The organism is Thalassospira sp. UBA4513, assembly GCF_002388495.1.
Classification (GTDB): domain Bacteria; phylum Pseudomonadota; class Alphaproteobacteria; order Rhodospirillales; family Thalassospiraceae; genus Thalassospira; species Thalassospira tepidiphila.
The window spans coordinates 38,933-60,063 of record NZ_DGMR01000002.1 but is presented as its reverse complement, the minus strand read 5'-3'; the positions used below and the strand labels follow the sequence as shown (position 1 = coordinate 60,063).

Genomic DNA, 21,131 nt, shown 5'->3' with positions numbered 1-21,131 from the left:
TGAATTCGACCACCGCGCGCAGTCGAACGCCCGATCACATTCCGGCCCCTACCCCGTCAAAGAAGGTCGGGATTATTTGCCATTTTCAAGGTCAAAGCCCGCACGGGTCCAGCTTTGAATGCCGCCTTTAAGGTTACTAACGGAGCAATCGACGTGGGGCAGAACAGCATTGGCTGCCCCAAAGGAACGCTGACCGACGGCACAGACAAAGACCAGGTCGGTATCGCTTTCATCGGTCAGGTCGACCAACGCCGGGATATCGAAGTTCGAGGTCGGGATATTGATCGCGGTTTCAATATGGCCGGTTGCGAATTCCTCGGCTTCGCGGACATCAATAATGGTGACGGCTTCTTCGCCGATCAGTCGATCAAGTTCATGTGGTTCGATAAACTGTACGGTTTCGTCGCTCATTGTGAAGTCCTTTGGTGGCTTTTGCGGCCCGATCCTGCCCACCTGTGATAGCTGTCGGCTTGCGGATTTTGCAAATGCAAAATATTTTTGTGCAAGGCTGTGGGAATGAAAGCGGCATCAAAGCTGGACGAGCGGTCACTTACATGTGAACATGAACACACGATTTTACGATGTTCGACAGAAGTATCGTCTTGCGAAATCAGTTCGTTATTCCCACGTCTGAATAACAGGGCAAATTGCCTCGGCAGGCTCAAAGGTCACTTTGAAATTCATTCGACAGAAGCCTGCCCCGACACATTGATGGTCGGTTTGTTGGTCGCCGCAACGGGACCCAAAAAGAGTCTGATCAAGACTGCACTACGGCGCTGACGCCGCAACTGCACAATCGAATTTTCACACGTTTGGCATGATCCGCCAGAGATTAACCGCGAACGCCATTTGTTAATTCATGACCGTCTGGCGGAGTCCCTTCACAGGAGACCTGCCGACGCCACCAGATCAGGATCGGGTTCGTCCCATCCGTGCAAAAGCAAAACGCAAAAATTGCGCAAAAACAGGATTGAGACAGGAAACGTAAGTTTGACAGTGCGATAACGTTTGAAAGGAGACCGCGCCATGGCTGAGAAGGATATCTTCGAGCTGTATGCGGAAGGCTATGACGGAAAGCAGGAAACTGAACTGACCATCCGCGATTACCTTAATTTGTGTCGCGAAGACCCAAGTGCCTATGCCTCTGCCGCTGAACGCATGATCAAAGCGATTGGCGAGCCGGAACTGATCGACACCTCGACAGACTCCCGACTTGGCCGCATTTTCCTGAACCGAACCATCAAACGTTATCCCGCCTTTGAAGATTTCTTTGGCATGGAAGAAACCATCGAACGCATTGTCGGTTTCTTCAAATATGCCGCCCAGGGTTTGGAAGAACGCAAACAGGTTCTTTATCTTCTCGGCCCGGTTGGCGGGGGTAAAAGTTCCCTTGCCGAACGGCTGAAAGAGCTGATGGAACGTGAACCGATTTACGTTCTGAAGGCCGGCGATGAAATCAGCCCGGTGTTTGAAAGCCCGCTTGGCCTGTTTAACCCGGCAAAGATGGGCGATGCGATCGAAGACAAATACGGCATTCCCAAACGCCGCCTGACGGGGCTTATGTCGCCATGGGCGGTCAAGCGCCTTGACGAGTTTGGCGGGGATCTTACCAAGTTTTCGGTCGTTAAACTGATCCCGTCGCGCCTGCGCCAGATCGCGATTGCCAAGACCGAACCAGGTGATGAGAACAACCAGGATATCTCGTCGCTTGTTGGTAAGGTCGATATCCGCAAGCTAGAATATTTCAGCCAGAACGACCCGGATGCGTATAGCTATTCGGGTGGCCTGAACCGCGCCAACCAGGGCATTCTTGAATTTGTCGAGATGTTCAAGGCACCGATCAAGATGCTGCACCCGTTGCTGACCGCCACACAGGAAAGCAACTATATCGGCACGGAAAACCTTGGTGCCATTCCGTTCCAGGGTTTGATCCTTGCCCACTCGAACGAGGCAGAGTGGCAGACATTCAAGGCCAACAAAAACAACGAGGCCTTCATTGACCGAATTTCCGTGATCAAGGTGCCCTATTGCCTGCGCGTCACCGAAGAAACCATGATTTACGACAAGCTGTTGCAGGGATCAGAGCTTGAACACGGGTCCTGCGCGCCGGGCACCCTTAAAATGCTGGCACAGTTTTCCGTACTCTCGCGTCTGCAGGAACATGAGAACTCCAACCTGTATTCCAAGATGCGGGTCTATGACGGCGAGACATTGAAGGATGTCGATCCCAAGGCGAAATCCATGCAGGAATACCGCGATACTGCCGGTGTTGACGAAGGCATGGACGGTATTTCAACCCGCTTTGCGTTCAAGGTGCTGTCAGAAACCTTTAACCACGACACCCACGAGGTCGCGGCGGATCCGGTGCATCTGATGTATGTCCTTGAACAGGCCATCCGGCGCGAACAATATCCGGAAGAACGCGAAAAGGCCTATATGGACTTCATCAAGTCCGAACTGGCCCCGCGCTATGCCGAGTTTATCGGGGCGGAAATCCAAAAGGCGTATCTGGAAAGCTATTCCGATTACGGTCAGAACCTGTTTGATCGTTACGTTGCCTATGCCGATGCCTGGATCGAGGATCAGGACTTCAAGGATCCCGATACCGGTCAGCTTCTGGACCGCAAGATCATTGATCAGGAACTGTCGAAAATCGAAAAACCGGCGGGTATCGCCAATCCCAAGGATTTCCGTAACGAGGTCGTTAAGTTCGCCCTGCGTGCACGTGCCAATAACAAGGGAAAGAACCCGTCCTGGACGTCCTATGAGAAACTGCGCGATGTGATCGAGAAACGCATGTTCAGTCAGGTCGAGGACCTGCTGCCGGTGATTTCGTTCGGCTCGAAGAAAGACAGCGAGACCGAGAAGAAACACAACGAGTTCGTCAAACGCATGATCGATCGCAAATATACCGAACGCCAGACGCGTCGTCTGGTCGAATGGTACATGCGCGTCAATAAGGCCGGTTAAGCTCCCCCCTGTCTTTCCCGGCCCAACCGGGCGGCTTCGTCCCTTGTCCGCCCGGTTACCTCTTCGCCGCAGGATGTGGCCACGGCCCGTTTTATCCGGGTCACATCCTGCGGAACTTCAAGGCGCAAGCGACCTGCACAACGCGCTTTTGAACCGTGCAAGGATGTGACTGCCCATGCTTTATATCGTTGACCGCCGCAAGAACCCGACCGGCAAAAGCCTTGGCAACCGGCAACGTTTCATGCGTCGCGCAAAGGCCCAGATCAAAAAGGCGGTTGAAAGCACCATCCGGTCGCGTGGCATTACCGACATCTCCAGCGGCGACCAGATCACCATTCCCGGCAAAACGTTAAAGGAGCCGGGCTTTCACCACATGGGACGTGGTGGCAACCGCAATTATGTCCTGCCCGGCAACAAGAAATTCGTTCAGGGTGATCGCATTGCCCGCCCGCAAGGCGGCGATAGTGGTTCTGGCGGATCACAAGCCAGCCCCGATGGCGAGGGCGAAGACGAATTCCAGTTCACCCTGACCCGCGACGAGTTCCTTGATATCTTCTTTGAAGATCTTGAACTGCCGGACCTTTTGAAAAAAAGCCTGAAGCAAACCACCGCATTTCGAAATGCGCGTGCGGGCTTTTCGGTTGAAGGCACGCCATCAAACCTTAGCCTTGTGCGCACCATGCGCAATTCACTGGCCCGGCGCATCGGGCTGCGTCGCCCGAAAACGGCCGAAGTCCGCGAACTTGAAGAAAAGATCTCAGCCCTTCAGGCCAAGGCGGAAAAACGCCCGAATGGCAAACTGACCAAAACTGACGAGGATACGCTTCATACCCTGCTGGCTGATCTTGAAGAAGCCAAACGGCGGATGAAGGCGATCCCGTTCATTGATCCGATTGATACCCGGTTTAACCAGTTTCAACAGATCCCCGATCCCAATACACAGGCAGTGATGTTCTGTTTGATGGATGTGTCGGGATCGATGTCCGAACAGATGAAGGAACTGGCCAAGCGGTTCTTCATGTTGCTTCACCTGTTCCTGCACCGCAAATACGAACATGTCGAGGTGGTTTTTATCCGCCATACATCGCGCGCAGCCGAGGTGGACGAGGAAACCTTTTTCTATTCACGTGAAACCGGCGGCACGATTGTTTCCACCGCACTCGAGGAAATGAAAAAGGTGCTGGTGGATCGTTATCCCACTGATCAATGGAACATCTATGCCGCACAGGCTTCCGATGGCGACAACTATTCCAATGACGGGGCAAAGTGCACCGCCCTTCTGGCCCAGGATCTTTTGCCCAAGTGCCAGTATTACGCCTATATCGAAATCACTGACGAGCGCGAGGCCGAGATTTTTGCCGCCGCCGAAGGCGAAACCGCCCTTTGGAAATCCTACGCCCCGCTTGCCAGAGACAATCCGCGCTTTGCGCTTAAACGGGTAACCAAGGCAGCTGACATCTTCCCGGTATTCCGGGAACTGTTTGCCAAAAACCGTGCGGAGGCAGGCCGATGAGCTCCAAGACCAAATCCGCAGACAAATTGCTTTTCACCAGTGCCGACTGGGACTTCGAGACGTTAAAAGCCACCTATGACGCGATTGAGGATATCGCGCTGAATGAGCTTAAGCTTGATGTCTATCCCAATCAGGTCGAGGTGATCACGTCCGAGCAGATGCTGGATGCCTATTCATCGATCGGCATGCCGTTGATGTATCACCACTGGTCGTTTGGCAAACGCTTCGTGCGCGATGATGTCATGTATCGCAAGGGTTATCAGGGGCTGGCCTATGAGATCGTGATCAATTCCAACCCGTGCATTTCCTATGTGATGGAAGAAAACACCATCGTCATGCAGGCGCTGGTGATCGCGCATGCGGCGTTTGGCCATAACCATTTCTTCAAGAACAACTATCTGTTCAAGCAATGGACGGATGCCGACGGCATTCTGGATTATCTGCAATTTGCCAAAAGCTATATCGCCAAGTGTGAAGATCGATACGGCTTTGACGCGGTTGAACGCATTCTCGATGCGGCGCACGCCCTGATGGATCAGGGGGTGAACCGTTATTCCCGGCCGGAAAAACCCAACTTGGCGGCCGAGTTAAAGCGTGAACGTGAACGCGCCAAGTATGAAGACGAGACCTACAACGATCTGTGGCGCACCCTGCCCCAGCCTGATCAGGGTGATCAGGACATGGACGAGCTTAAACGCAAGATGCGGGTCGAGGAACGCCGCGCCCAATTCGGCTTGCCGGAAGAAAACCTGCTTTATTTCCTCGAAAAGAATGCCCCGACATTGCAAGCGTGGGAGCGTGAGATTTTGCGCATTGTGCGCAATATCGGGCAGTATTTCTATCCGCAGAAACAGACCAAGATGATGAATGAAGGCTGCGCGTGCTATGTGCATTACGCCATCATGAATAGTCTGTATGACAAGGGCGTGATTTCCGAAGGCGCTATGATGGAATTCATCGATTACCATTCGCGCGTCGTGTTTCAGGCCGAATATGACGATCAACGCTATTCGGGTTTCAACCCCTATGCGCTTGGCTTTGCGATGATGCAGGACATCCACCGCATCTGCGTGGATCCGACCGAGGAAGACCATAAATGGTTCCCCGATATTGCCGGGAACAATGAGCCGGTCGAGACCCTTAAGGAAGCGTGGGCGCATTACCGGGATGAAAGCTTTATCCTGCAATTCCTGTCGCCCAAGGTCATGCGCGATATGCGGATGTTCATGATCGATGATCTCAGTTCATCACCACACCTCGAAGTCGCGGCCATCCATGATGATAATGGGTATCGCAAGGTGCGCCGGTCCTTGGCCCGCATGCATGACATTTCTGTGCGCGAGCCCGACATGCAGGTGGTCGATGTCGATATCCGTGGCAACCGTCAGCTTTACATTCAGCATACCGAACATGAAGGCATCCGCCTTGAAAAGTCGGAAGCGGAAATGACGCTGGGCTATATCGGGCAGCTGTGGGGCTATGGCGTTACCTTGCAGGCCGTCGACTATGAAAGCGGCGAAATCCTGCATGAGGTGAATTACACACCGGATGATCTGGTCGGCAACTAGCCACGACCTTCCGACACAAAACAAAACCTTTGAAATCCGCGCCCCAAATGGGTGCGGATTTTTTATTTCGTGTTTGGAAAAAGCCGAACCGATCAGGCGAGGGATAATGATTTCATTAAGTTGCCTGTTATTCCCTCCGCCCGGACTTCCGTCTTCATCGAACCATCATGCATTATCGAGCAACTCCGAATTGATAGATCGGTCAATTGCGGTACAATAGCATCACGGGAGTTTGAAAGAATAATCGTTCCAAATCAGGCGTCTGTGACGGTTGGCACATCGCTTTGGCGGCCAAGCTTTTATCTTTCCGATGTAATCAGCCCCACCCTAATGGGGTACAAGAATAATACTGAGCATCTGCCGCGCCGGGGGACCGCATTCCGGCACGTTGAGGGAGACCACATTATGATCACGCGTCGCGGACTCTTGAAAGGGTCGGCTGCAGCGACCGTTGCTGCAGGCATTGCGCCAATGCCCTGGCTTGTTTCGCCATCGAATGCGATGGAAACAATCGCAAGCCAATCCCCCATCGGCATCACAGACGATTTGCCCAACCCGATGGAAATCCATTCGGTTGATGGGCGCCTGAAAGCCGATTTCTTCATGGATGCCAGCGACTATTCGCTGCCAAGCGGGCCGGCCAAGCTTCGCATTTTCAACGCATCCATTCCCGGCCCGACCATTCGCATGAAACCCGGCGACACATTGGAACTGGCATTTGAAAACCGCATGCCGCCCAACAAGGATGCCGGCGAGGACGTGGTCACGAATGTGCCCAACCGGTTTAACACCACCAATGTCCATTATCACGGCTTCCATGTCAGCCCGCGCGGCAACAGCGATAACGTCTATTTGCAGATAGAACCGGGGCAGAGCTTTAACTATGTCGTGAAGTTGCCGGTTGATCACCCGGCGGGCAATTACTGGTATCACCCGCATCGCCACGGATCGGTTTCGGCACAGGTCGCATCGGGTGCGGCAGGCATGGCGATCATTGGTGGCACGCTTGACGAAGTACCAGAAATCGCTGCTGCACTTGAACGCGTTCTTGTGCTTCAGGCACCGATCCCGGGCATTGACGGATTGCTTGAAAGTGAAAAGCCGATCTGGCCGCTGGATGCCTAACGCGACTTCCTTGTGAATGGTCAATACCGCCCGAAAATCTATATCCGCGAGGGCGAAGTTCAGCATTGGCGATTACTGAACGCGGGCGACGCGCAGTTCATTCCGTTGCGCGCAGATGGCATGGAAATGCATCTGATTGGTCTGGATGGCAACCCGTTGCCCAAGGCCGAGGAAACCGAAGAATTCCTGCTGGCACCGGGCAACCGCGCGAACCTTTTGATCAAGGGTGTTAAAACCGGCACCTATGCGTTGCGCCGCCCAGCCTTCATGCAGGGCAAGGCCAGCCTGCCCGAAGAACATCTTGCCGATATCATCGTGATTGCGGCCGATGATCCGCGTGTTGGCAAGGATGTCAAATTCGGCAAATCAATTCCGACGGGGGATTTGCCCAAGAACGAGATTCTGACCGACATCACCGATGACGAAGTCACCAACAGGCGCAAGTTCGTTCTGGGTGTGAAGGATGTGTCAGGCTTCTTTGACGACACCGAATTTACCATCAACGGTCAGGGATTTGATCCAAGGCGTGATGACGTTGTCGCCAAACTGGGCGCGGTCGAGGAATGGACGCTGATCAACACCACCCCCTTCCCCCATCCATTGCATATCCACGTGAACCCGTTTCAGGTCGTCTCGATCAATGGCGAACCGGATGAACGCAAACCCTGGATGGACACCATTGCCGTTCCGGCGGCGGGAACCGTGACGTTCCGCACCCGCTTTGTCGATTTTACCGGCCGCTACGTTATGCATTGCCACATCCTGCCGCATGAAGACACCGGCATGATGATCAACGTCAATATCGAGGTATGATGATGCGATCCTTTGCACACACCGCCAGCTTCACCGCGGCCATCATGATCGCATGGTCCGCCTTTTCCGTGACAGATGCCAAGGCCGATGATGCCAAACCCGATGCGATGCCAACCGCGGCTTCGCAATGCCTTTCGTGTCACGGCACCAACGGCAACCCGGCCCTTAAGGATGTTCCGATCTTGTTGGGTCAACAGCCGCTTTATCTTGAAAACGCCATTCGCGCCTATCAGGAAGGTCGCCGCACCGGCGGCCAGGCGCTTGTCATGCATGAAATCGTCAAAGACCTGAGCAATGCGGACATCAAAGCCATCGCCACCTGGTTCGGAGGAACACAATAATGAAACGTCTTATGCTTCCTGCACTTGCCGGTCTGATGATGGCCGCCCCGATGATGCACGCATCGGCAGATGAGTTGATTTATCTGACCGATGACAAGGGCACCGAGATTTTCATGGATGCCGAATTTACCGGCCCCTATTTCGAACTGGCGAGCTACCTTGAAAGCGAACACATCCTGACGTTCTGTGGCCCGGCCAGTATTGCCGCGACCATGAACAGTCTGGGTGTCGAACGCCCACAGCCCTATCGCCTGTATCCGTGGGGCCTGTTTACCCAGGAAACGGTGTTCACCCCGGAAAACCAGAAGGTCAAATCCTATGCCATGGTGGAGCATGATGGCCTGATCCTGAGCCAGATTGCCACCTTCTTTGAAAATCTGGGTGTGAAGGCAAAATACCATCACGCCAACAACTTTGATGAAGCATGGCTGCGCGACACCATCAAGGCCGCACTTGCCGACCCGAACATGCGACTGGTGGCGAACTATTCGCGTAAGCCGATCGGCCAGGTCGGTGACGGGCACGTTTCGCCGATTGCCGCCTATGACGAGGATACCGACCGCGTACTCGTTCTTGATGTTGCCAAATACAAATACCCGCCGGTCTGGATGACCATCGAAGACCTGCGCACCGCCATGGCAACGATTGATAGCGGATCGAACAAGGCGCGCGGCCTTGTCGTGGTAAGCAAATGAAGATTTCACGACGCGCCCTTTTAGGGTCAATCTCGTTGTTGCCACTGGCCCCCGCTGCCACCCGTGCACAGGCACTGGGCAGCAATGCGGTGTTCTATGACATTGTGCGTCAGATTGGCGGCATTCCCGATATTTCGGATCATCTTCTTGATGCTGCCAATGACGAGTTCATTACGACTTACGGTGCTGCGGCCCAGCGTGAATTCGTTTATGCGCTGCGTACCGGTGCGATTGCCGAACGCATCAAACAAGCCAGCCCGGAAATTCAGGAACAGGCAGCCTTCGTTGCCCGTCTGCTTTATACCGGCGAAGTGATGCGCGATGGCGCCTATAAGGCGATCTATTACCCCTGGTGCCTTGGTTGGAAATCCCTGACCTTTGCCACCGCACCGGGAACCTGTGGCGGCCCGGCCTTTGGTCATTGGGCGCACCATCCGGTCACGGGGGATATGTGATGGAAGCAACCGTTGTCATTATCGGATCGGGCATGGCCGGATCGCATCTGGCCTATAGCCTTGTGCAAAAGGGCATCGATGTCATCATGCTCGAAGCAGGACCGAAACGCTCCCGCGCCGAGAACCTGAAAACCTTCTATGAAAACCCGGTCAAGGGACCGCAGTCGCCGTATCCGTCAGAGCCCTATGCACCGCATCCCGAAGACGGGAAGTATAACGACTTCTACGTTCAGGGCGGCCCAGATCAGTTTATCGGTGCCTATCTGCGTTTGTTTGGCGGCACGACCTGGCACTGGACCGGCTTTGCCGACCGGTTGCGTCCGCATGACTTTACCATGAAGTCGACCTATGGCGTGTCACGCGATTGGCCGATCAATTACGACCTGCTGGTTCCCTATTACATCGAAGCTGAAAAACGCTGGGGTGTTGCGGGGGATCCGAATTATCCGTGGGGCGCCCCGCGCGATGGCGCCCCTTATCAGATGCCACCAATCCCGATGAGCTATATGGACCAGAAGGTCACCGAGGCACTGGATAAACTGGGCCTGCATTCTGCACCGTTTTCCCATGCCCGCAATTCCGAGATTTATGACAAACGCCCGGTTTGTTGCGGCAACAATACCTGTGTGCCGATCTGCCCGATTGGCGCGAAATATGATGCATCGGTTCACGCCCAAAAGGCCGAGGACCTTGGTGTCCGGGTTGAGACCGAAGCACTGGTCACCTTTGTCGAGGTTGGTGACGATCAAAAGATCAGCCGTGTGAAGGTCCGCAAACCTGACGGGTCGGAATTCTGGGTAACGGGGAAATACTTTGCCGTTTGCTGTCATGCGATTGAAAACCCGCGTCTTCTTTTGAACTCGGCACAGGACAACGCCCCCAAGGGTGTTGCCAACAGTTCCGATGCGGTCGGACGTAATCTTTTGACGCAAGCCAACCAGGACAGCTGGGGCATGCTTGATGAGCAAATCTTCCCCTATCGCGGTCCACAACAGACCGGTGGTCTGGTGGAACTGCGCGATGGTGAATTCCGATCCGATTATGCAGCCGTGGGCACCAGCTTCATGAATGATGGATGGTCGGGCAATTCCGATGCCACCAATCTGGCAAAGGATCTGATTAAAAAGGGTATGGTTGGTCAGGAACTGGCCAATGCAATCAATGATCAGATTTCCCGGCATCTGCGGTTAAACAGCTCGGCCGAGGTTTTGGCGAACTGGAACAACCGGGTCGAGCTTGCCGATGAAAAGGACAGCTCGGGCATTCCGCGCCCGAAGGTGACCTTTACCCTTGATGACTACACCAAAAAGGGATTGGCAAATGCGCTCGAGGTCAATCGCAAGATCTTTGCCACCCTTGGTGTGGCCGACATGCAGACCGATAAACCGTATCTGTCGAATGCGATTATTGGTGGAACCACCATCATGGGCTCGGACCCGAAAACATCGGTCGTGAATGCGGATCTTGTCGCGCATGATCACAGCAATCTTTATATTCTGGGATCAAGTTCGCATGTAACAACACCGGTCAATGCCCCGTCCTTGACCATTGCCGCACTGGCGATCCGTGCGGCTGATCATATGGCCGATGCATTGACCAAATGAATACACCACTCAAACAACTGATCCTGATCGAAACAGGGCTTCTTGCCCTGTTCGTTCTTCTGGGCAACGGAATGCGATCTGTCGCAACCATGACCGTTTCCGTCTCCCAGGGTGAGTTTGCAAGCTTCCTGAACATTTCGGTCGAACGCACCGATATCCTGATTGAAGTCCTGATTGGCGGTGCTGTCATGGCACTCGCCATCGCGCCCTTTGTGATCAACAGTCACACGGCGCGCAAGGTCTGCCTTGCCACCGCCATCCTTGCCAGTGCCAGCTATGCCGCTGTCGGGCTGACCATGCACTGGGACCCGGCTCTTTCCGTGCGCGAGATCATCGTTCTGGCCAGTTTCTGCATGGGTGGCTTTGCGATTTCGTTCTTTGCCCCGCTGGCACAGCTTGCGATTAGCCAGGCCAAGACGGATCGCGAAAAATCGATGCTGACGACGGTGTGGACCGCCGCCCAGCCGATGGCGTTTCTGATTGCGCCACAACTGGTTAAATATGTCGCCTTTGATGTCGGCACCGGGAATTACTTCCTGATCCTGGCCGTGATGCCGATCCTGTTCTTGTTGATCATGCCGATGGTGATGGGCACCGCCGATGGGGCTGCCGCGTCAACAACCACTGGCAATAGCGGCACAAAACAGGCGCCGAACTGGAAACTGATCGGTCTGTTTCTTTCGGTTGTCATCATTTTTGAAGCATGGACAACCGCCAACAGCTTCCTTGGCGTGGAAAGCCTGACAGGGCTTGGCCTGATGTCGGTTTTCCTGGTTCTGTCGGCCGTTTTGTATTTCAGTGTGAAATCGGCACTGCCGCACGACACCAAATTGCCGTCTGATGCGATTTTCCTGTTGGTGGTGTTATTCATCCTCGAAATCCCGACCACCGGTGTTTACGACACCGCATATCTTGTGCGGCATCTGTGCTCGTCAGAATTGATTGATGATCGCGCGACCCTTGGCGCGGCCAGCCAGGTGATCATGGTGTTTGCCGCCGGGGCCCTGATTGCACGTAATCCGATCTGGCGCGAACGACTTTGGCTGCTTGCCATTCCGTGTCTGATCGTTGCATCGGTTGCGACGATATTTTACCCCTACCCCGCAACGGATGCCGCCCTGTTCTATTGGACCAAGATGCTTTCAAGCATCGGGATCGGGATTGCCACGACAATTGTGGTTAGTGCTGTGATCGCATCGGCCAATGGTAACAAGCTGATCACCCTGGCCCCGGCCTTCGTCATCATGTTTGGTACAGAAGTCGGGATCGAGATCCTTGAAATCACGTTCCAGATTTCAAAATTGGCGGGGCTTGGCGTCACAGCCGCCTATCAGATGGTTTTTGTCGTGCAGGTAAGTGCTGTGTTGTTGGCCACCACGCTCATGGCGTGGCGCTGGCTTGCACCGAAAACACAAAAAACTTCTGCCGCCTGACGCAGGGATTCCATCGTCATTGCTACGCGTGACGCCCGATAACGTACTTGCCGGGAATTCAGCCATTACAAAACTTTGCTAATTGAAGCCAAGCCCGAGTTTGTTCGCAATCCGGCACCCGTGACCCTTTCAAAGGCATCGGCAAGACACAATATCAATTGATGGTCGCCATGCTTATTTCTCCGGGGGCTCTAGGAGCAACAGATTGCAAAACCGCTTTTGGGTATTGCTGATATCTGCCGTCATGTTTTCATTTACCGCCCCACCCGCAAGGGGCGAAGAAATCGTGCGCATGGCCTTCCCGACCGGTGCGGTTGAGTTTTTCAAATACGAGTTCGGTGTTATCGAGCTTGCCCTTGACCATGCCGACGGCGATTTTCGGCTTGTGATCGAAGAATTCGAGGGCATGACGCAGGCGCGCATCGGCTCGATGATGCAAGAGGAAAAGGTGGATGTGATGTTCACCGGTTACAGCCTCGAGCGAGAAGCAATGTTCTTGCAAGTTGACGTTCCGATGACGCGAGGCTTGCTGGGATATCGTGCTTTCATCACGCATAAGGAAAACATCCCGGCTCTTAGTCAGGCAGCTTCTCTGGAACAATTGAAAAAATTCTGCATTGGCACCGGGTCAGATTGGCCGGATGCCAGCATCATGGAAAAAAGCGGCTTTTGCGTTGATCGCGCACCACGTGATCAGCTTTGGCCGATGGTCGCCAATAAAAGATTTGATCTTCTCAGCCGTGCGGTGCACGAGGGCTATCGCGAAATTGATGTTATCAGCCGGGAATATCCCAACGTCGTTCTCAGCCCGTCACCGGTTCTGGCGTATCCGTTTGATCTGTTCATTTACGTGAACCGCAATAATGAACGACTGCATGCGATTTTGACGCAGGGACTTTCGCGGGCCTATAGCACTGGCGACTTCATGCGACACTTTTTGTCGAACCCGCATATTCGTCAGGCGCTCGAAACACTGAAGGATCCTGACACCCAGATTATCCAGATTGAAAATCCGGATATGAGCCAAAAGTCGCGCGACATTGACCCCGCACTTTGGGAAAATATCGTGCGCCGCAATTATGATGATGACTTTGGCTATGAACCCAGAGATGAGATGTAAATCCGATATTTATCAATACGATATCTGATTTACTGCATATGCAGATTTTTCGTTCTCAAAACGGAATAATCTTATTTGGATCAGGCAATGATCCTTAATTGGCTTAATGTTCCAGCCAGTATCGGTGAATGTCGGCGCTGTTATTCTCTGTCATTTCCGGGTTACCAAGATCAATTATCCGCAAATCTGGATGGTCTTGCAGGAACCGGGTTGCATAGGCAATTCCGGGATGTGCCTGAAAATATTTGTCGATCGCGCCGTTTTCTGTCGCCGCCTGAAACCCTTGTTCGATCAGGTCATGAAGGGGTTTGCTGTCGCGGCGAACATAAAAATAGAAATCATACGGATAGCGCACCAACAGGTTCTGATAAACCATCAGGCCATGTTGACTGAGCAAGTTCATGACGCTCTCTGTTCTGAGCTCATGAAGTGCCAAGTGCATGACATCGAACCGCCCGTTTTCAAGCATGGTATAAAGATTGTGCCCCGGCCCACCAACCACACACAGACCAGCATGTTCGAGAATGAGGGTATCAACCCAGGAGTTCCCGGACCCGATGCAGACACTTTTCAAATCATCATGGCTTGCCACGTCATCAAGCGTTTCAAATGTGTCCTCACGAGTGATGAATAACCGATATCCTTGCAAACCCTTGGTGAGCGGATAATCGATTTGCAGCAAATCAGCCTCGGCTTCGCGGCTATACCCGGCAAGGAGAACATTAACCTGACCATCATCAAGCATGTTGAACATCCGCTTTTGCGACAGACCTTCCAGGGAAATAATTTCAAGGCTGTGATCACCGGGCGCGTATTGCAATGCCAGTTCAAGCAAACCGGACTCAAAGGCAAAATGCGTTTCGCGACCAGCCGGCAAGGGCAGTGTAAGTGTTTCGGCGGCAACGGGCCGAAACAGCATCACGGGAAGGACAACCAACCCGCACAAACATCTGAAAAATGAAACCATTCCGCCTACAACTATTCCCCGAAGTATCAGAAGCTTACCCTTGTTGTTTCAGGTGGGGATTGCTGCGTCTGGAAACACCCCTTCTGGTATGGAAACACCTGAATCAGAATTGAGTTTCATAGAAACCGCTGATCAGCAGCGTTCATTTTGTCGGTCCCGGTCGTTTCCTCTTGACGATTTGTTATGTTATATCATAACAACACATATCGAATATCAAACCCATTGCAAACCGGATCACCCACATGCCTTCCTTGCGCCGAGCCCTCCGTCACGTTCTTTTTGCCGCCCCGATCCTTGTTGCCGCCCCGCTGACCGCGGCCGCCCATGGCGACGATGCCCCGAAAGTCGTGACCTCGATCAAGCCGATCCACGGCATCACGAGTGCTATCATGAAAGACATCGGGGAGCCGGTTTTGCTGATCGATGGCGCATCTTCACCACATACCTATTCTTTGCGGCCGAGTGAGGCGCGTGCGCTAAACGATGCCGATCTGGTGATCTATGTTTCGCATGCGCTGGAAGGCTTCCTTGAAAAGCCGCTTGAAAGTCTTTCGGGCCATAGCCATCAGCTTGAACTGGTTTCCCTGTCGCAACTGTCACTGCGCAATATGCGCGAAGGCGGCACGTGGGAAGGTCACATGCATGATCATGAGGAGCATGACAATCACGACGACCATGCCCGAGATGATGACCATGATCACGACCACGAAGCCGAACACGATCAGGCGGCACATGATGATCATGATCACGACCATGTGGCCGAACATGAAAAACATGACGATGACGACCACCATGATGGCGTCGAACATCATGAACATGACGGTATCGACACGCATATCTGGATGGATCCGGCCAATGGCGCGGCCATCGCGATTGCCATCGCCGATGAACTGGCCGAGATTGACCCCGAACATGCCGACGACTATCGCGCAAACCTGCAGACACTACTTGCAAGCCTGACCAACCTTGGTAATGATCTCCGGGCAAAAGTTGCACCGGTCCAGGACAAGCCCTATGTGGTATTCCATGATGCCTACCAGTATCTCGAAGCCGGCCTTGGCCTGAACGCGGTCGGATCGATTACAGTTTCGCCAGATCAAAAGCCCGGAGCCAAACGCCTTCATGAAATCGAAGACAAAATCCATGATACCGGCGCTGTCTGCATATTTGCCGAACCGCAATTCCGCCCGGCAATCGTTCAGGCCGTCGTGTCTGACACTGGCATCCGGACCGGCACGCTTGACCCGCTTGGCTTTGACATTGCTGCGGGACCGACTGCCTATCAGGAAATTCTCGCACAAAATGTCGACGCACTTATCGATTGCCTTGGCGACGCTTCGTAAGCGCACCGCAATGATTTTGGTTGCCGGCATGACGATGCTGGCAACCGCCCCTTCGGCATTTGCGCATCCACATGTCTGGATCGACGCGAATGCCGAATTCGTTTTTGAGAACGACAAGATTACCGCCATTCGCGTGCGCTGGCTGTTTGACGATCTGTTTAGCATGACCATGATCGACGAGTTCGACAAAAACCACGACACCCGGTTCTTTGACGAAGAAAACACCGCTGTGCATGACAATGCCTTTGCAGCCCTTTCCGAGTTTTCCTGGCTGACCCATCTGCGCAAGGACGAAGAACTGGTATCCTTTGCCGGTGCGACTGATTTTGTTGCCGATATCACCGATGACCGCCGGGTCAGCTATGACTTCAAGCTGATGCTCGAAACACCACTTGATCCGATCAAGGATGCCATCAGCCTGTCGGTCTATGATGCCGAATACTATATCGATGTCGCCTACACACAGGTCGATCCCGTCCTGTTTGCAGGGGCCAAAAACCTGTCCTGCCATTTCGAGATGAGCGAAGATGAAAAGAACCGCATCTATTTTGACCTGGTCGCGCCAATCCGTGCCGATGTTGTTTGCGCGGCCAAGGTGGCAGATGGCAGCAGTTCTGGCGGCCTTGCTCCTGGCGATTTCGTTCTCGTCGAATAATCCGGCAGCCGCACAATCATCAAACCTTCTGGGTCGCGGGGCAGCTGATAACCCCCAAAGCAGTCCTGCTCCCAATCCCGATGCCGACAACGTCGAAGACAGCCTGATTGCCCTGCCCGACTGGCTTTCAGACCTTATTGGCCAAACGGTGATCATTCAGACCAAACTCAATCGTGAAATCACCGCGACGCTGCGCGAAGCCAAGGACGGTGACAGCTTCTGGCCGGGCCTTGTCATTATTGCCCTGTCGTTTGGCTATGGCGTCTTTCACGCGGCGGGCCCCGGTCATGGCAAGATGATCACCACCACCTATTTCCTGTCGCGCGATGCGGGATGGAAACAGGGTGTGGCGATGGGTAGCCTGATTGCCGCCGTTCAGGCAGTTTCGGCCATCGTCATGGTCGGGGGACTGACCCTGATCCTTAACCTCGGCCCGGCAGCGGTCACCAAGAACGGCCTGATCATGGAGGCAGTTTCATACGCCCTGATTGCCGCGTTGGGCGCAGTGATGGCGCTTCGTATCCTGCAAGGCCGTGATGATTGTTGCGATCACCACGGACCGGGCGAGCATCATCACCATCATGTACATTATCATAGTCACGACCATGACCACAGCCACCACCTCACCCATCACGATGCCCCGGCTGTTCAATCCAACTGGCAGATGATCTCAACCGGTGTTGTCGCAGGATTGCGCCCCTGTACCGGATCGATCCTTGTTCTGCTGTTTACCTTGGCCAATGGCATGTTTCTGATTGGTATCGGGGCTGCCTTTGCCATGGCGCTTGGGGTTGCGATTACCATCAGCCTGATCGGACTGGCCGCCATCGGCATTCGCACAGGCACTCAGTATCTGTTCAGCGTTTCGGAAACATCGTCGGGTATCATTCGCCGCACGGTCGGCTTTACCGGGGCTGCAATCATTACCCTGTTTGGTGTGATGCTGTTGCTGGCGTCGGCCCGCCAACTGGGCTGGTTGTAATCAGGATTTATAGGCCGCCGGGATGCTGTCTGACGCCTTGATCAGGGCATCCATCACCATGCGGACACCGGGCGAACGCCGCATATCAGGATGCACCACCAACCAGACCGGCTTGCTGAGTTCGGCCAGGCTGTCATCCGCCACCACTTCCAGTCGGTCATCTTCATCTGCCATATATCTCGGCAACAAACCCAGTCCGTGACCGGCGGCAACAAAGGCCTGCACCGTTGCGGTATCATCGGCCTTTATGCGTACTGGCAATTCTTTATCCAGCGTATCCCAAACCCAGCCTTGCTGATAATCACCGAATGTGTTGCGACCATCAGCACAAAATTCCCATTTTTCCTTGGGGACACGCTCTGTATAGCCCTTTGCCGCGTAAACCGCATAACGTAACTCGACCAGCTTTCTGACAATCAGGCCACTTTGATCAGGACGTACCATGCGCACAGCAACGTCCGCTTCACGCCGGGCCAGATTGGCAACGACGCTTGATCCCAGGATTTCATATTCAAGATTTTTCTGATCGCGCAGCAGTTCTGCCAAGCGCGGGGCAAACAGCAATCGTCCGGCACTTGGCGGGACCGCGATCTTGACAACACCATGAGCGGTTTCATCGCCGTGCGCCTGACGTTCGAACACCAAAACATCGTCTTCGATCCGCAACGCGGCAGGCATAAGATTTTCGCCAGCCTCGGTCAGTTTCCAGCCTGTTGCCAGCCGATCAAAAAGATGTGCACCAAGATCTGCTTCAAGGGCCTCGATCCTTCGCGAAACCGTTGTGTGGTCCTTGCCAAGACACCTTGCCGCACCGGACAAGGTTCCTTCCTTTGCCACCGCAACAAAGAAACGCAAATCATTCCAGTTCATTGGCTCCATCCCGGCACGGCTTTTAGAAATAGATAGCCTGCGCAACGCCGAAAACGATGCTTCGCCATTGCGCAAATCTGCACAACTGTAGCGCATTTTATCGGAATTCATTTGTGTTTTTGCGCATGGCAACCTTGTCGACATCACAAAGCCCACACGATCAAGGAGCATCAAAATGGCTGTCTTAAACCATATCAAATGTCATCCCGTCGTTGGTCCCCTGTCGAACACGTCATCGTCGGAGATACGCGCACAAAACCCCAGTTTCCCTGCCTCGCGCCGCCACACCACAGAGGGTTTGCATGCGATCATCCCGACGATCCTCGATACACTGATTACCGCATACAAGCACTATCAGGGTCGGAATGCGCTAAATAAGCTCAGCGATGATCAACTGCGTGACATCGGTCTTGAACGCACACGTGACGGATACGCAACACGCGACTGGTATTGATTTTCTTCAATACCGCCCCCCGAACATCAAAGCGGCCCCGGCTCCAAACAGAACCGTTGGCAATCGACACGCTTTGATGCTGCTAACTTGGGAATACGACTATTGCCAAGTTGGTCAATGCCTCCCTCAAGGCAGACAAAGGCCCCTGCAATGCGGGGGCCTTTTGTTCATAGTTCGAAATTGCTCGGACTTGAGTTTGTCGATAACGGTATTAGCTGTTTCTGCCAATAGGACGCCGGACATGAAAACAGCCCGCAAGGGGACACTTGCGGGCTGAAAACGATCTCGTCTATTTGGGCAAGATGGTCGTCTCTGCCCTACTGAGCAGATACAACTTTCATCACCAGTTTTCCGTCCTGCTTGATCGGGCCGTCTTCCTTGGCGCCCAGGGTGTATTCGAAGACGCCCGTTTTCATGCCACCGGCTTCGGAATGCACCATCAGCATCAACATTTCGCCGGACTTTACCGGTTCCTGCAGGATGGCGGATACATCCGTGTTTTCACCCTTTTTAAGCGGTGCATAGCCAACGACCGGTCCCGGCTTCATATCGCTGTTGGTGCGATGGACAACCAGCCAGCCGTTTTCGCCAGCCATGATTTTCGATGCGGTTACCACACCAGCCGAAACATCCTGATCCATGGCTTCGACCATCGGACCCATTGCGTTTGCCGCACCCGCACCACCGAATACAAAGCCGGCACTCAGCATCATTGCCGTGATTACGCCGGTTGCTTTTGCGGTTGCTTTGACTTTGAAGGTCATGTGAAGTCTCCTTTGCTTTTGATCTGGAACGCGCTGTTTTCTGCGCTCGCTCATGTCGTGCGTTTCATCGCACACACAGAAGCTACGCAGCCAAATCAATCGGGTTTCAGCAAAGGTGATTTTTTTTACTGAGCAACGGAAATAAGGCGCCCATGGATCGCAGGACCGGTTGGCTGACCAGTTGGTGAACCGCCTTCGGGCTCAAGGCTGATGCCAAACGTTGCATTGCGCAACATGGCCGGATCAAACCCGCCAAGCTGCTTGGTTGTCGGATTGGCGATGTTTTCAAGCAGGCCAAGCGATTTCGGTTTCGGCCCGGTTTCCTCGGTCACAATCCAGAGCTGATAGGTCTTGCCTTCGGGTACGGTCGCCTCGACCGGTCGAATGGTGACTTCGCGGGTTTCAAGATCAACACTCATGACAAAGGCCGGTTGGGTGTCATCCCGGTGGAAGACGGCAACAAACTGCCCGTTCTGGACCGGGGAATTCAGATCACTTGAAAGCACAACCACAATCAGACTGGCCGCAATCGCCGCAGCCCCCAGCGCACCGGCACGCCAAACGGCCAGTCGACGTTTGAGTTTGGCGAATTCCACCACACCCGGCACGTGCTGGCTGGCGGCTTGGCGCGTGGCCTGTGCGGCACCTTCGATCCGGGCACGAATACCGGCAAACAGATCGCGCGACGGGGAAACCGCATCATAATGGGCATTCAACGGCGACAGGCGCGCTTCCCAGTCGGAAATCGCGCGATCAAGTTCGGGTTCCTGGCTGCGACGTGTTTCAACGGATTGGCGTTGTGCGGGCTCAAGAGTCCCCAACACATATTCCGCCGCCAACATGTCAATATCATCCCGGTCCGTCATGTTCCCAGGCATTCCTTTAATTGTCTCAGGCTGCGATGCAGCCATGTCTTGATCGTTCCGACCGGTTGGGCAAAGCGCTCTGCCAGTTCGGCGCGCGACCAGCCTTCGAGATAGGCCAGCTTTACAATTTGCTGGCGGTCGTCTTCGAGATCGTTCAGGCAATGGTCAAGCTGACGCATCTCGTCTGCAACCGCCATCTGGTCAAATGCAGAGTCCGACGATATCAGCGTTTCAATATCTGCATCCTCGATATCGGCTTCCGGGCGTTGCCGCCGGACGATATCAATCGCCCGGTTGCGGGCAATGGTTGCCATCCATGTGATGATCGAGGCACGACCGGGTTCGAAATCCCCCGCCTTTTGCCAGATACGCACATAGATGTCCTGAAGGGCGTCCTCGCTCTCGGCGCGATTTCTCAAGATACGCAGGACGATGCCGAAAAGTTTCGCTGATGTTGCATTATAAAGCTGTTCGAAGGCATCCGTATTGCCTTCGATCGACTGCCTCAGCAGGTTTTCCAAATCCCGGGTCGATGTCATACCCACCGCCACATGCATACAGCCCGCCAGACGTGCCGCTGTATGAAAGAAACA

21 protein-coding genes are annotated in these 21,131 nt (G+C 53.9%); 15 read left to right on the top strand and 6 right to left on the bottom strand.

The features are described 5' to 3' along the window. Positions 1-72: 72 nt before the first annotated feature. Entirely contained in the window at positions 73-411 is a 339-nt protein-coding gene (locus tag B2T33_RS00740; protein ID WP_008892110.1) for a rhodanese-like domain-containing protein, read from the bottom strand. A 615-nt stretch (positions 412-1,026) separates the two neighbouring features. Between B2T33_RS00740 and B2T33_RS00735 the strand changes: the two genes are divergently transcribed. The 11 genes from B2T33_RS00735 to B2T33_RS00685 all read left to right on the top strand — a co-directional run bounded on the left by B2T33_RS00735 (position 1,027) and on the right by B2T33_RS00685 (position 13,637). Beyond that, positions 1,027-2,970 carry a PrkA family serine protein kinase gene (locus tag B2T33_RS00735; protein ID WP_008892111.1) on the top strand — a complete coding sequence of 648 codons (1,944 nt, stop codon included), beginning with the start codon at positions 1,027-1,029 and terminating at the stop codon, positions 2,968-2,970. Between the two features lie 175 nt (positions 2,971-3,145). Further along, the gene (locus tag B2T33_RS00730; protein WP_008892112.1) at positions 3,146-4,483 is read left to right on the top strand and encodes a YeaH/YhbH family protein; all 1,338 of its coding nucleotides are present in this window, start codon (positions 3,146-3,148) and stop codon (positions 4,481-4,483) included. Then, positions 4,480-6,051, top strand: a complete 1,572-nt coding sequence (locus tag B2T33_RS00725) for a SpoVR family protein (RefSeq protein WP_286790912.1) — start codon at positions 4,480-4,482, stop codon at positions 6,049-6,051. Before B2T33_RS00730 ends, B2T33_RS00725 begins: the two co-directional genes overlap by 4 nt. A gap of 330 nt (positions 6,052-6,381) precedes the next feature. Continuing rightward, positions 6,382-7,176, top strand: a complete 795-nt coding sequence (locus tag B2T33_RS00720; protein ID WP_349678216.1) for a multicopper oxidase domain-containing protein — start codon at positions 6,382-6,384, stop codon at positions 7,174-7,176. A 12-nt stretch (positions 7,177-7,188) separates the two neighbouring features. Further along, positions 7,189-7,989: a multicopper oxidase family protein gene (locus B2T33_RS00715; protein ID WP_286790910.1), complete on the top strand. Its 801-nt coding sequence runs from the start codon at positions 7,189-7,191 to the stop codon at positions 7,987-7,989. Positions 7,990-7,991: 2 nt separating this feature from the next. Beyond that, complete coding sequence (locus B2T33_RS00710) at positions 7,992-8,330, top strand: c-type cytochrome (protein WP_286790909.1); 339 nt, start codon at positions 7,992-7,994, stop codon at positions 8,328-8,330. Continuing rightward, a complete protein-coding gene (locus tag B2T33_RS00705; RefSeq protein WP_008892116.1) occupies positions 8,330-9,025 on the top strand; it encodes a phytochelatin synthase family protein in 696 nt (231 codons plus the stop codon). Before B2T33_RS00710 ends, B2T33_RS00705 begins: the two co-directional genes overlap by 1 nt. Further along, positions 9,022-9,480, top strand: coding sequence for a hypothetical protein (locus B2T33_RS00700; protein ID WP_286790908.1), 459 nt, complete (start codon positions 9,022-9,024; stop codon positions 9,478-9,480). Before B2T33_RS00705 ends, B2T33_RS00700 begins: the two co-directional genes overlap by 4 nt. After that, positions 9,480-11,084 (top strand): GMC oxidoreductase, encoded by a 1,605-nt coding sequence (locus B2T33_RS00695; RefSeq protein WP_120225224.1) that lies wholly within the window; start codon positions 9,480-9,482, stop codon positions 11,082-11,084. Before B2T33_RS00700 ends, B2T33_RS00695 begins: the two co-directional genes overlap by 1 nt. Further along, entirely contained in the window at positions 11,081-12,517 is a 1,437-nt protein-coding gene (locus B2T33_RS00690) for a hypothetical protein (protein WP_286790907.1), read from the top strand. The genes B2T33_RS00695 and B2T33_RS00690 overlap by 4 nt, the downstream gene beginning before the upstream one ends. Before the next feature lie 244 nt (positions 12,518-12,761). After that, entirely contained in the window at positions 12,762-13,637 is an 876-nt protein-coding gene (locus B2T33_RS00685; protein ID WP_286790906.1) for a hypothetical protein, read from the top strand. Between the two features lie 103 nt (positions 13,638-13,740). Here the strand turns inward: B2T33_RS00685 and B2T33_RS00680 are convergent, their stop codons facing one another. Then, on the bottom strand, positions 13,741-14,556 hold the full coding sequence (locus tag B2T33_RS00680; protein ID WP_197145353.1) for a hypothetical protein: 816 nt from the start codon (positions 14,554-14,556) through the stop codon (positions 13,741-13,743). 290 nt (positions 14,557-14,846) lie between these two features. Here B2T33_RS00680 and B2T33_RS00675 point away from each other — a divergent pair, with 290 nt between their 5' ends. The 3 genes from B2T33_RS00675 to B2T33_RS00665 are packed head-to-tail and all read left to right on the top strand — an operon-like array spanning position 14,847 to position 17,584. Then, positions 14,847-15,947, top strand: a complete 1,101-nt coding sequence (locus tag B2T33_RS00675) for a zinc ABC transporter substrate-binding protein (protein WP_286790905.1) — start codon at positions 14,847-14,849, stop codon at positions 15,945-15,947. Then, positions 15,907-16,602, top strand: coding sequence for a DUF1007 family protein (locus tag B2T33_RS00670; RefSeq protein ID WP_064782264.1), 696 nt, complete (start codon positions 15,907-15,909; stop codon positions 16,600-16,602). Before B2T33_RS00675 ends, B2T33_RS00670 begins: the two co-directional genes overlap by 41 nt. After that, positions 16,550-17,584, top strand: a complete 1,035-nt coding sequence (locus tag B2T33_RS00665; RefSeq protein ID WP_245228000.1) for a nickel/cobalt transporter — start codon at positions 16,550-16,552, stop codon at positions 17,582-17,584. The genes B2T33_RS00670 and B2T33_RS00665 overlap by 53 nt, the downstream gene beginning before the upstream one ends. Here B2T33_RS00665 and B2T33_RS00660 read toward each other — a convergent pair whose 3' ends face one another. Beyond that, a complete protein-coding gene (locus B2T33_RS00660) occupies positions 17,585-18,454 on the bottom strand; it encodes a LysR family transcriptional regulator (RefSeq protein ID WP_064782265.1) in 870 nt (289 codons plus the stop codon). Between the two features lie 175 nt (positions 18,455-18,629). Between B2T33_RS00660 and B2T33_RS00655 the strand changes: the two genes are divergently transcribed. Further along, on the top strand, positions 18,630-18,908 hold the full coding sequence (locus tag B2T33_RS00655; RefSeq protein WP_083997185.1) for a DUF1127 domain-containing protein: 279 nt from the start codon (positions 18,630-18,632) through the stop codon (positions 18,906-18,908). 317 nt (positions 18,909-19,225) lie between these two features. On the opposite strand, the gene B2T33_RS00650 is transcribed toward B2T33_RS00655, so the two are convergent. From B2T33_RS00650 to B2T33_RS00640, 3 genes are all read right to left on the bottom strand, one after another. Beyond that, a complete protein-coding gene (locus B2T33_RS00650; protein ID WP_286790904.1) occupies positions 19,226-19,672 on the bottom strand; it encodes a DUF7282 domain-containing protein in 447 nt (148 codons plus the stop codon). A gap of 125 nt (positions 19,673-19,797) precedes the next feature. After that, positions 19,798-20,538 carry an anti-sigma factor gene (locus B2T33_RS00645; RefSeq protein ID WP_197145357.1) on the bottom strand — a complete coding sequence of 247 codons (741 nt, stop codon included), beginning with the start codon at positions 20,536-20,538 and terminating at the stop codon, positions 19,798-19,800. Beyond that, on the bottom strand, positions 20,535-21,077 hold the full coding sequence (locus tag B2T33_RS00640; RefSeq protein WP_252723942.1) for a sigma-70 family RNA polymerase sigma factor: 543 nt from the start codon (positions 21,075-21,077) through the stop codon (positions 20,535-20,537). The genes B2T33_RS00645 and B2T33_RS00640 overlap by 4 nt, the downstream gene beginning before the upstream one ends. Positions 21,078-21,131 lie beyond the last annotated feature (54 nt).

Excerpts from the sequence above, each read along its gene's own strand:
- B2T33_RS00740 (WP_008892110.1), bottom strand. The coding sequence starts at position 411 with ATGAGCGACGAAACCGTACAGTTTATCGAACCACATGAACTTGATCGA.
- B2T33_RS00735 (WP_008892111.1), top strand. The coding sequence starts at position 1,027 with ATGGCTGAGAAGGATATCTTCGAGCTGTATGCGGAAGGCTATGACGGA.
- B2T33_RS00730 (WP_008892112.1), top strand. The coding sequence starts at position 3,146 with ATGCTTTATATCGTTGACCGCCGCAAGAACCCGACCGGCAAAAGCCTT.
- B2T33_RS00725 (WP_286790912.1), top strand. The coding sequence starts at position 4,480 with ATGAGCTCCAAGACCAAATCCGCAGACAAATTGCTTTTCACCAGTGCC.
- B2T33_RS00720 (WP_349678216.1), top strand. The coding sequence starts at position 6,382 with ATGGGGTACAAGAATAATACTGAGCATCTGCCGCGCCGGGGGACCGCA.
- B2T33_RS00710 (WP_286790909.1), top strand. The coding sequence starts at position 7,992 with ATGCGATCCTTTGCACACACCGCCAGCTTCACCGCGGCCATCATGATC.
- B2T33_RS00705 (WP_008892116.1), top strand. The coding sequence starts at position 8,330 with ATGAAACGTCTTATGCTTCCTGCACTTGCCGGTCTGATGATGGCCGCC.
- B2T33_RS00700 (WP_286790908.1), top strand. The coding sequence starts at position 9,022 with ATGAAGATTTCACGACGCGCCCTTTTAGGGTCAATCTCGTTGTTGCCA.
- B2T33_RS00695 (WP_120225224.1), top strand. The coding sequence starts at position 9,480 with ATGGAAGCAACCGTTGTCATTATCGGATCGGGCATGGCCGGATCGCAT.
- B2T33_RS00690 (WP_286790907.1), top strand. The coding sequence starts at position 11,081 with ATGAATACACCACTCAAACAACTGATCCTGATCGAAACAGGGCTTCTT.
- B2T33_RS00685 (WP_286790906.1), top strand. The coding sequence starts at position 12,762 with ATGTTTTCATTTACCGCCCCACCCGCAAGGGGCGAAGAAATCGTGCGC.
- B2T33_RS00680 (WP_197145353.1), bottom strand. The coding sequence starts at position 14,556 with ATGCTGTTTCGGCCCGTTGCCGCCGAAACACTTACACTGCCCTTGCCG.
- B2T33_RS00675 (WP_286790905.1), top strand. The coding sequence starts at position 14,847 with ATGCCTTCCTTGCGCCGAGCCCTCCGTCACGTTCTTTTTGCCGCCCCG.
- B2T33_RS00670 (WP_064782264.1), top strand. The coding sequence starts at position 15,907 with ATGTCGACGCACTTATCGATTGCCTTGGCGACGCTTCGTAAGCGCACC.
- B2T33_RS00665 (WP_245228000.1), top strand. The coding sequence starts at position 16,550 with ATGGCAGCAGTTCTGGCGGCCTTGCTCCTGGCGATTTCGTTCTCGTCG.
- B2T33_RS00660 (WP_064782265.1), bottom strand. The coding sequence starts at position 18,454 with ATGAACTGGAATGATTTGCGTTTCTTTGTTGCGGTGGCAAAGGAAGGA.
- B2T33_RS00655 (WP_083997185.1), top strand. The coding sequence starts at position 18,630 with ATGGCTGTCTTAAACCATATCAAATGTCATCCCGTCGTTGGTCCCCTG.
- B2T33_RS00650 (WP_286790904.1), bottom strand. The coding sequence starts at position 19,672 with ATGACCTTCAAAGTCAAAGCAACCGCAAAAGCAACCGGCGTAATCACG.
- B2T33_RS00645 (WP_197145357.1), bottom strand. The coding sequence starts at position 20,538 with ATGACGGACCGGGATGATATTGACATGTTGGCGGCGGAATATGTGTTG.
- B2T33_RS00640 (WP_252723942.1), bottom strand. The coding sequence starts at position 21,077 with ATGACATCGACCCGGGATTTGGAAAACCTGCTGAGGCAGTCGATCGAA.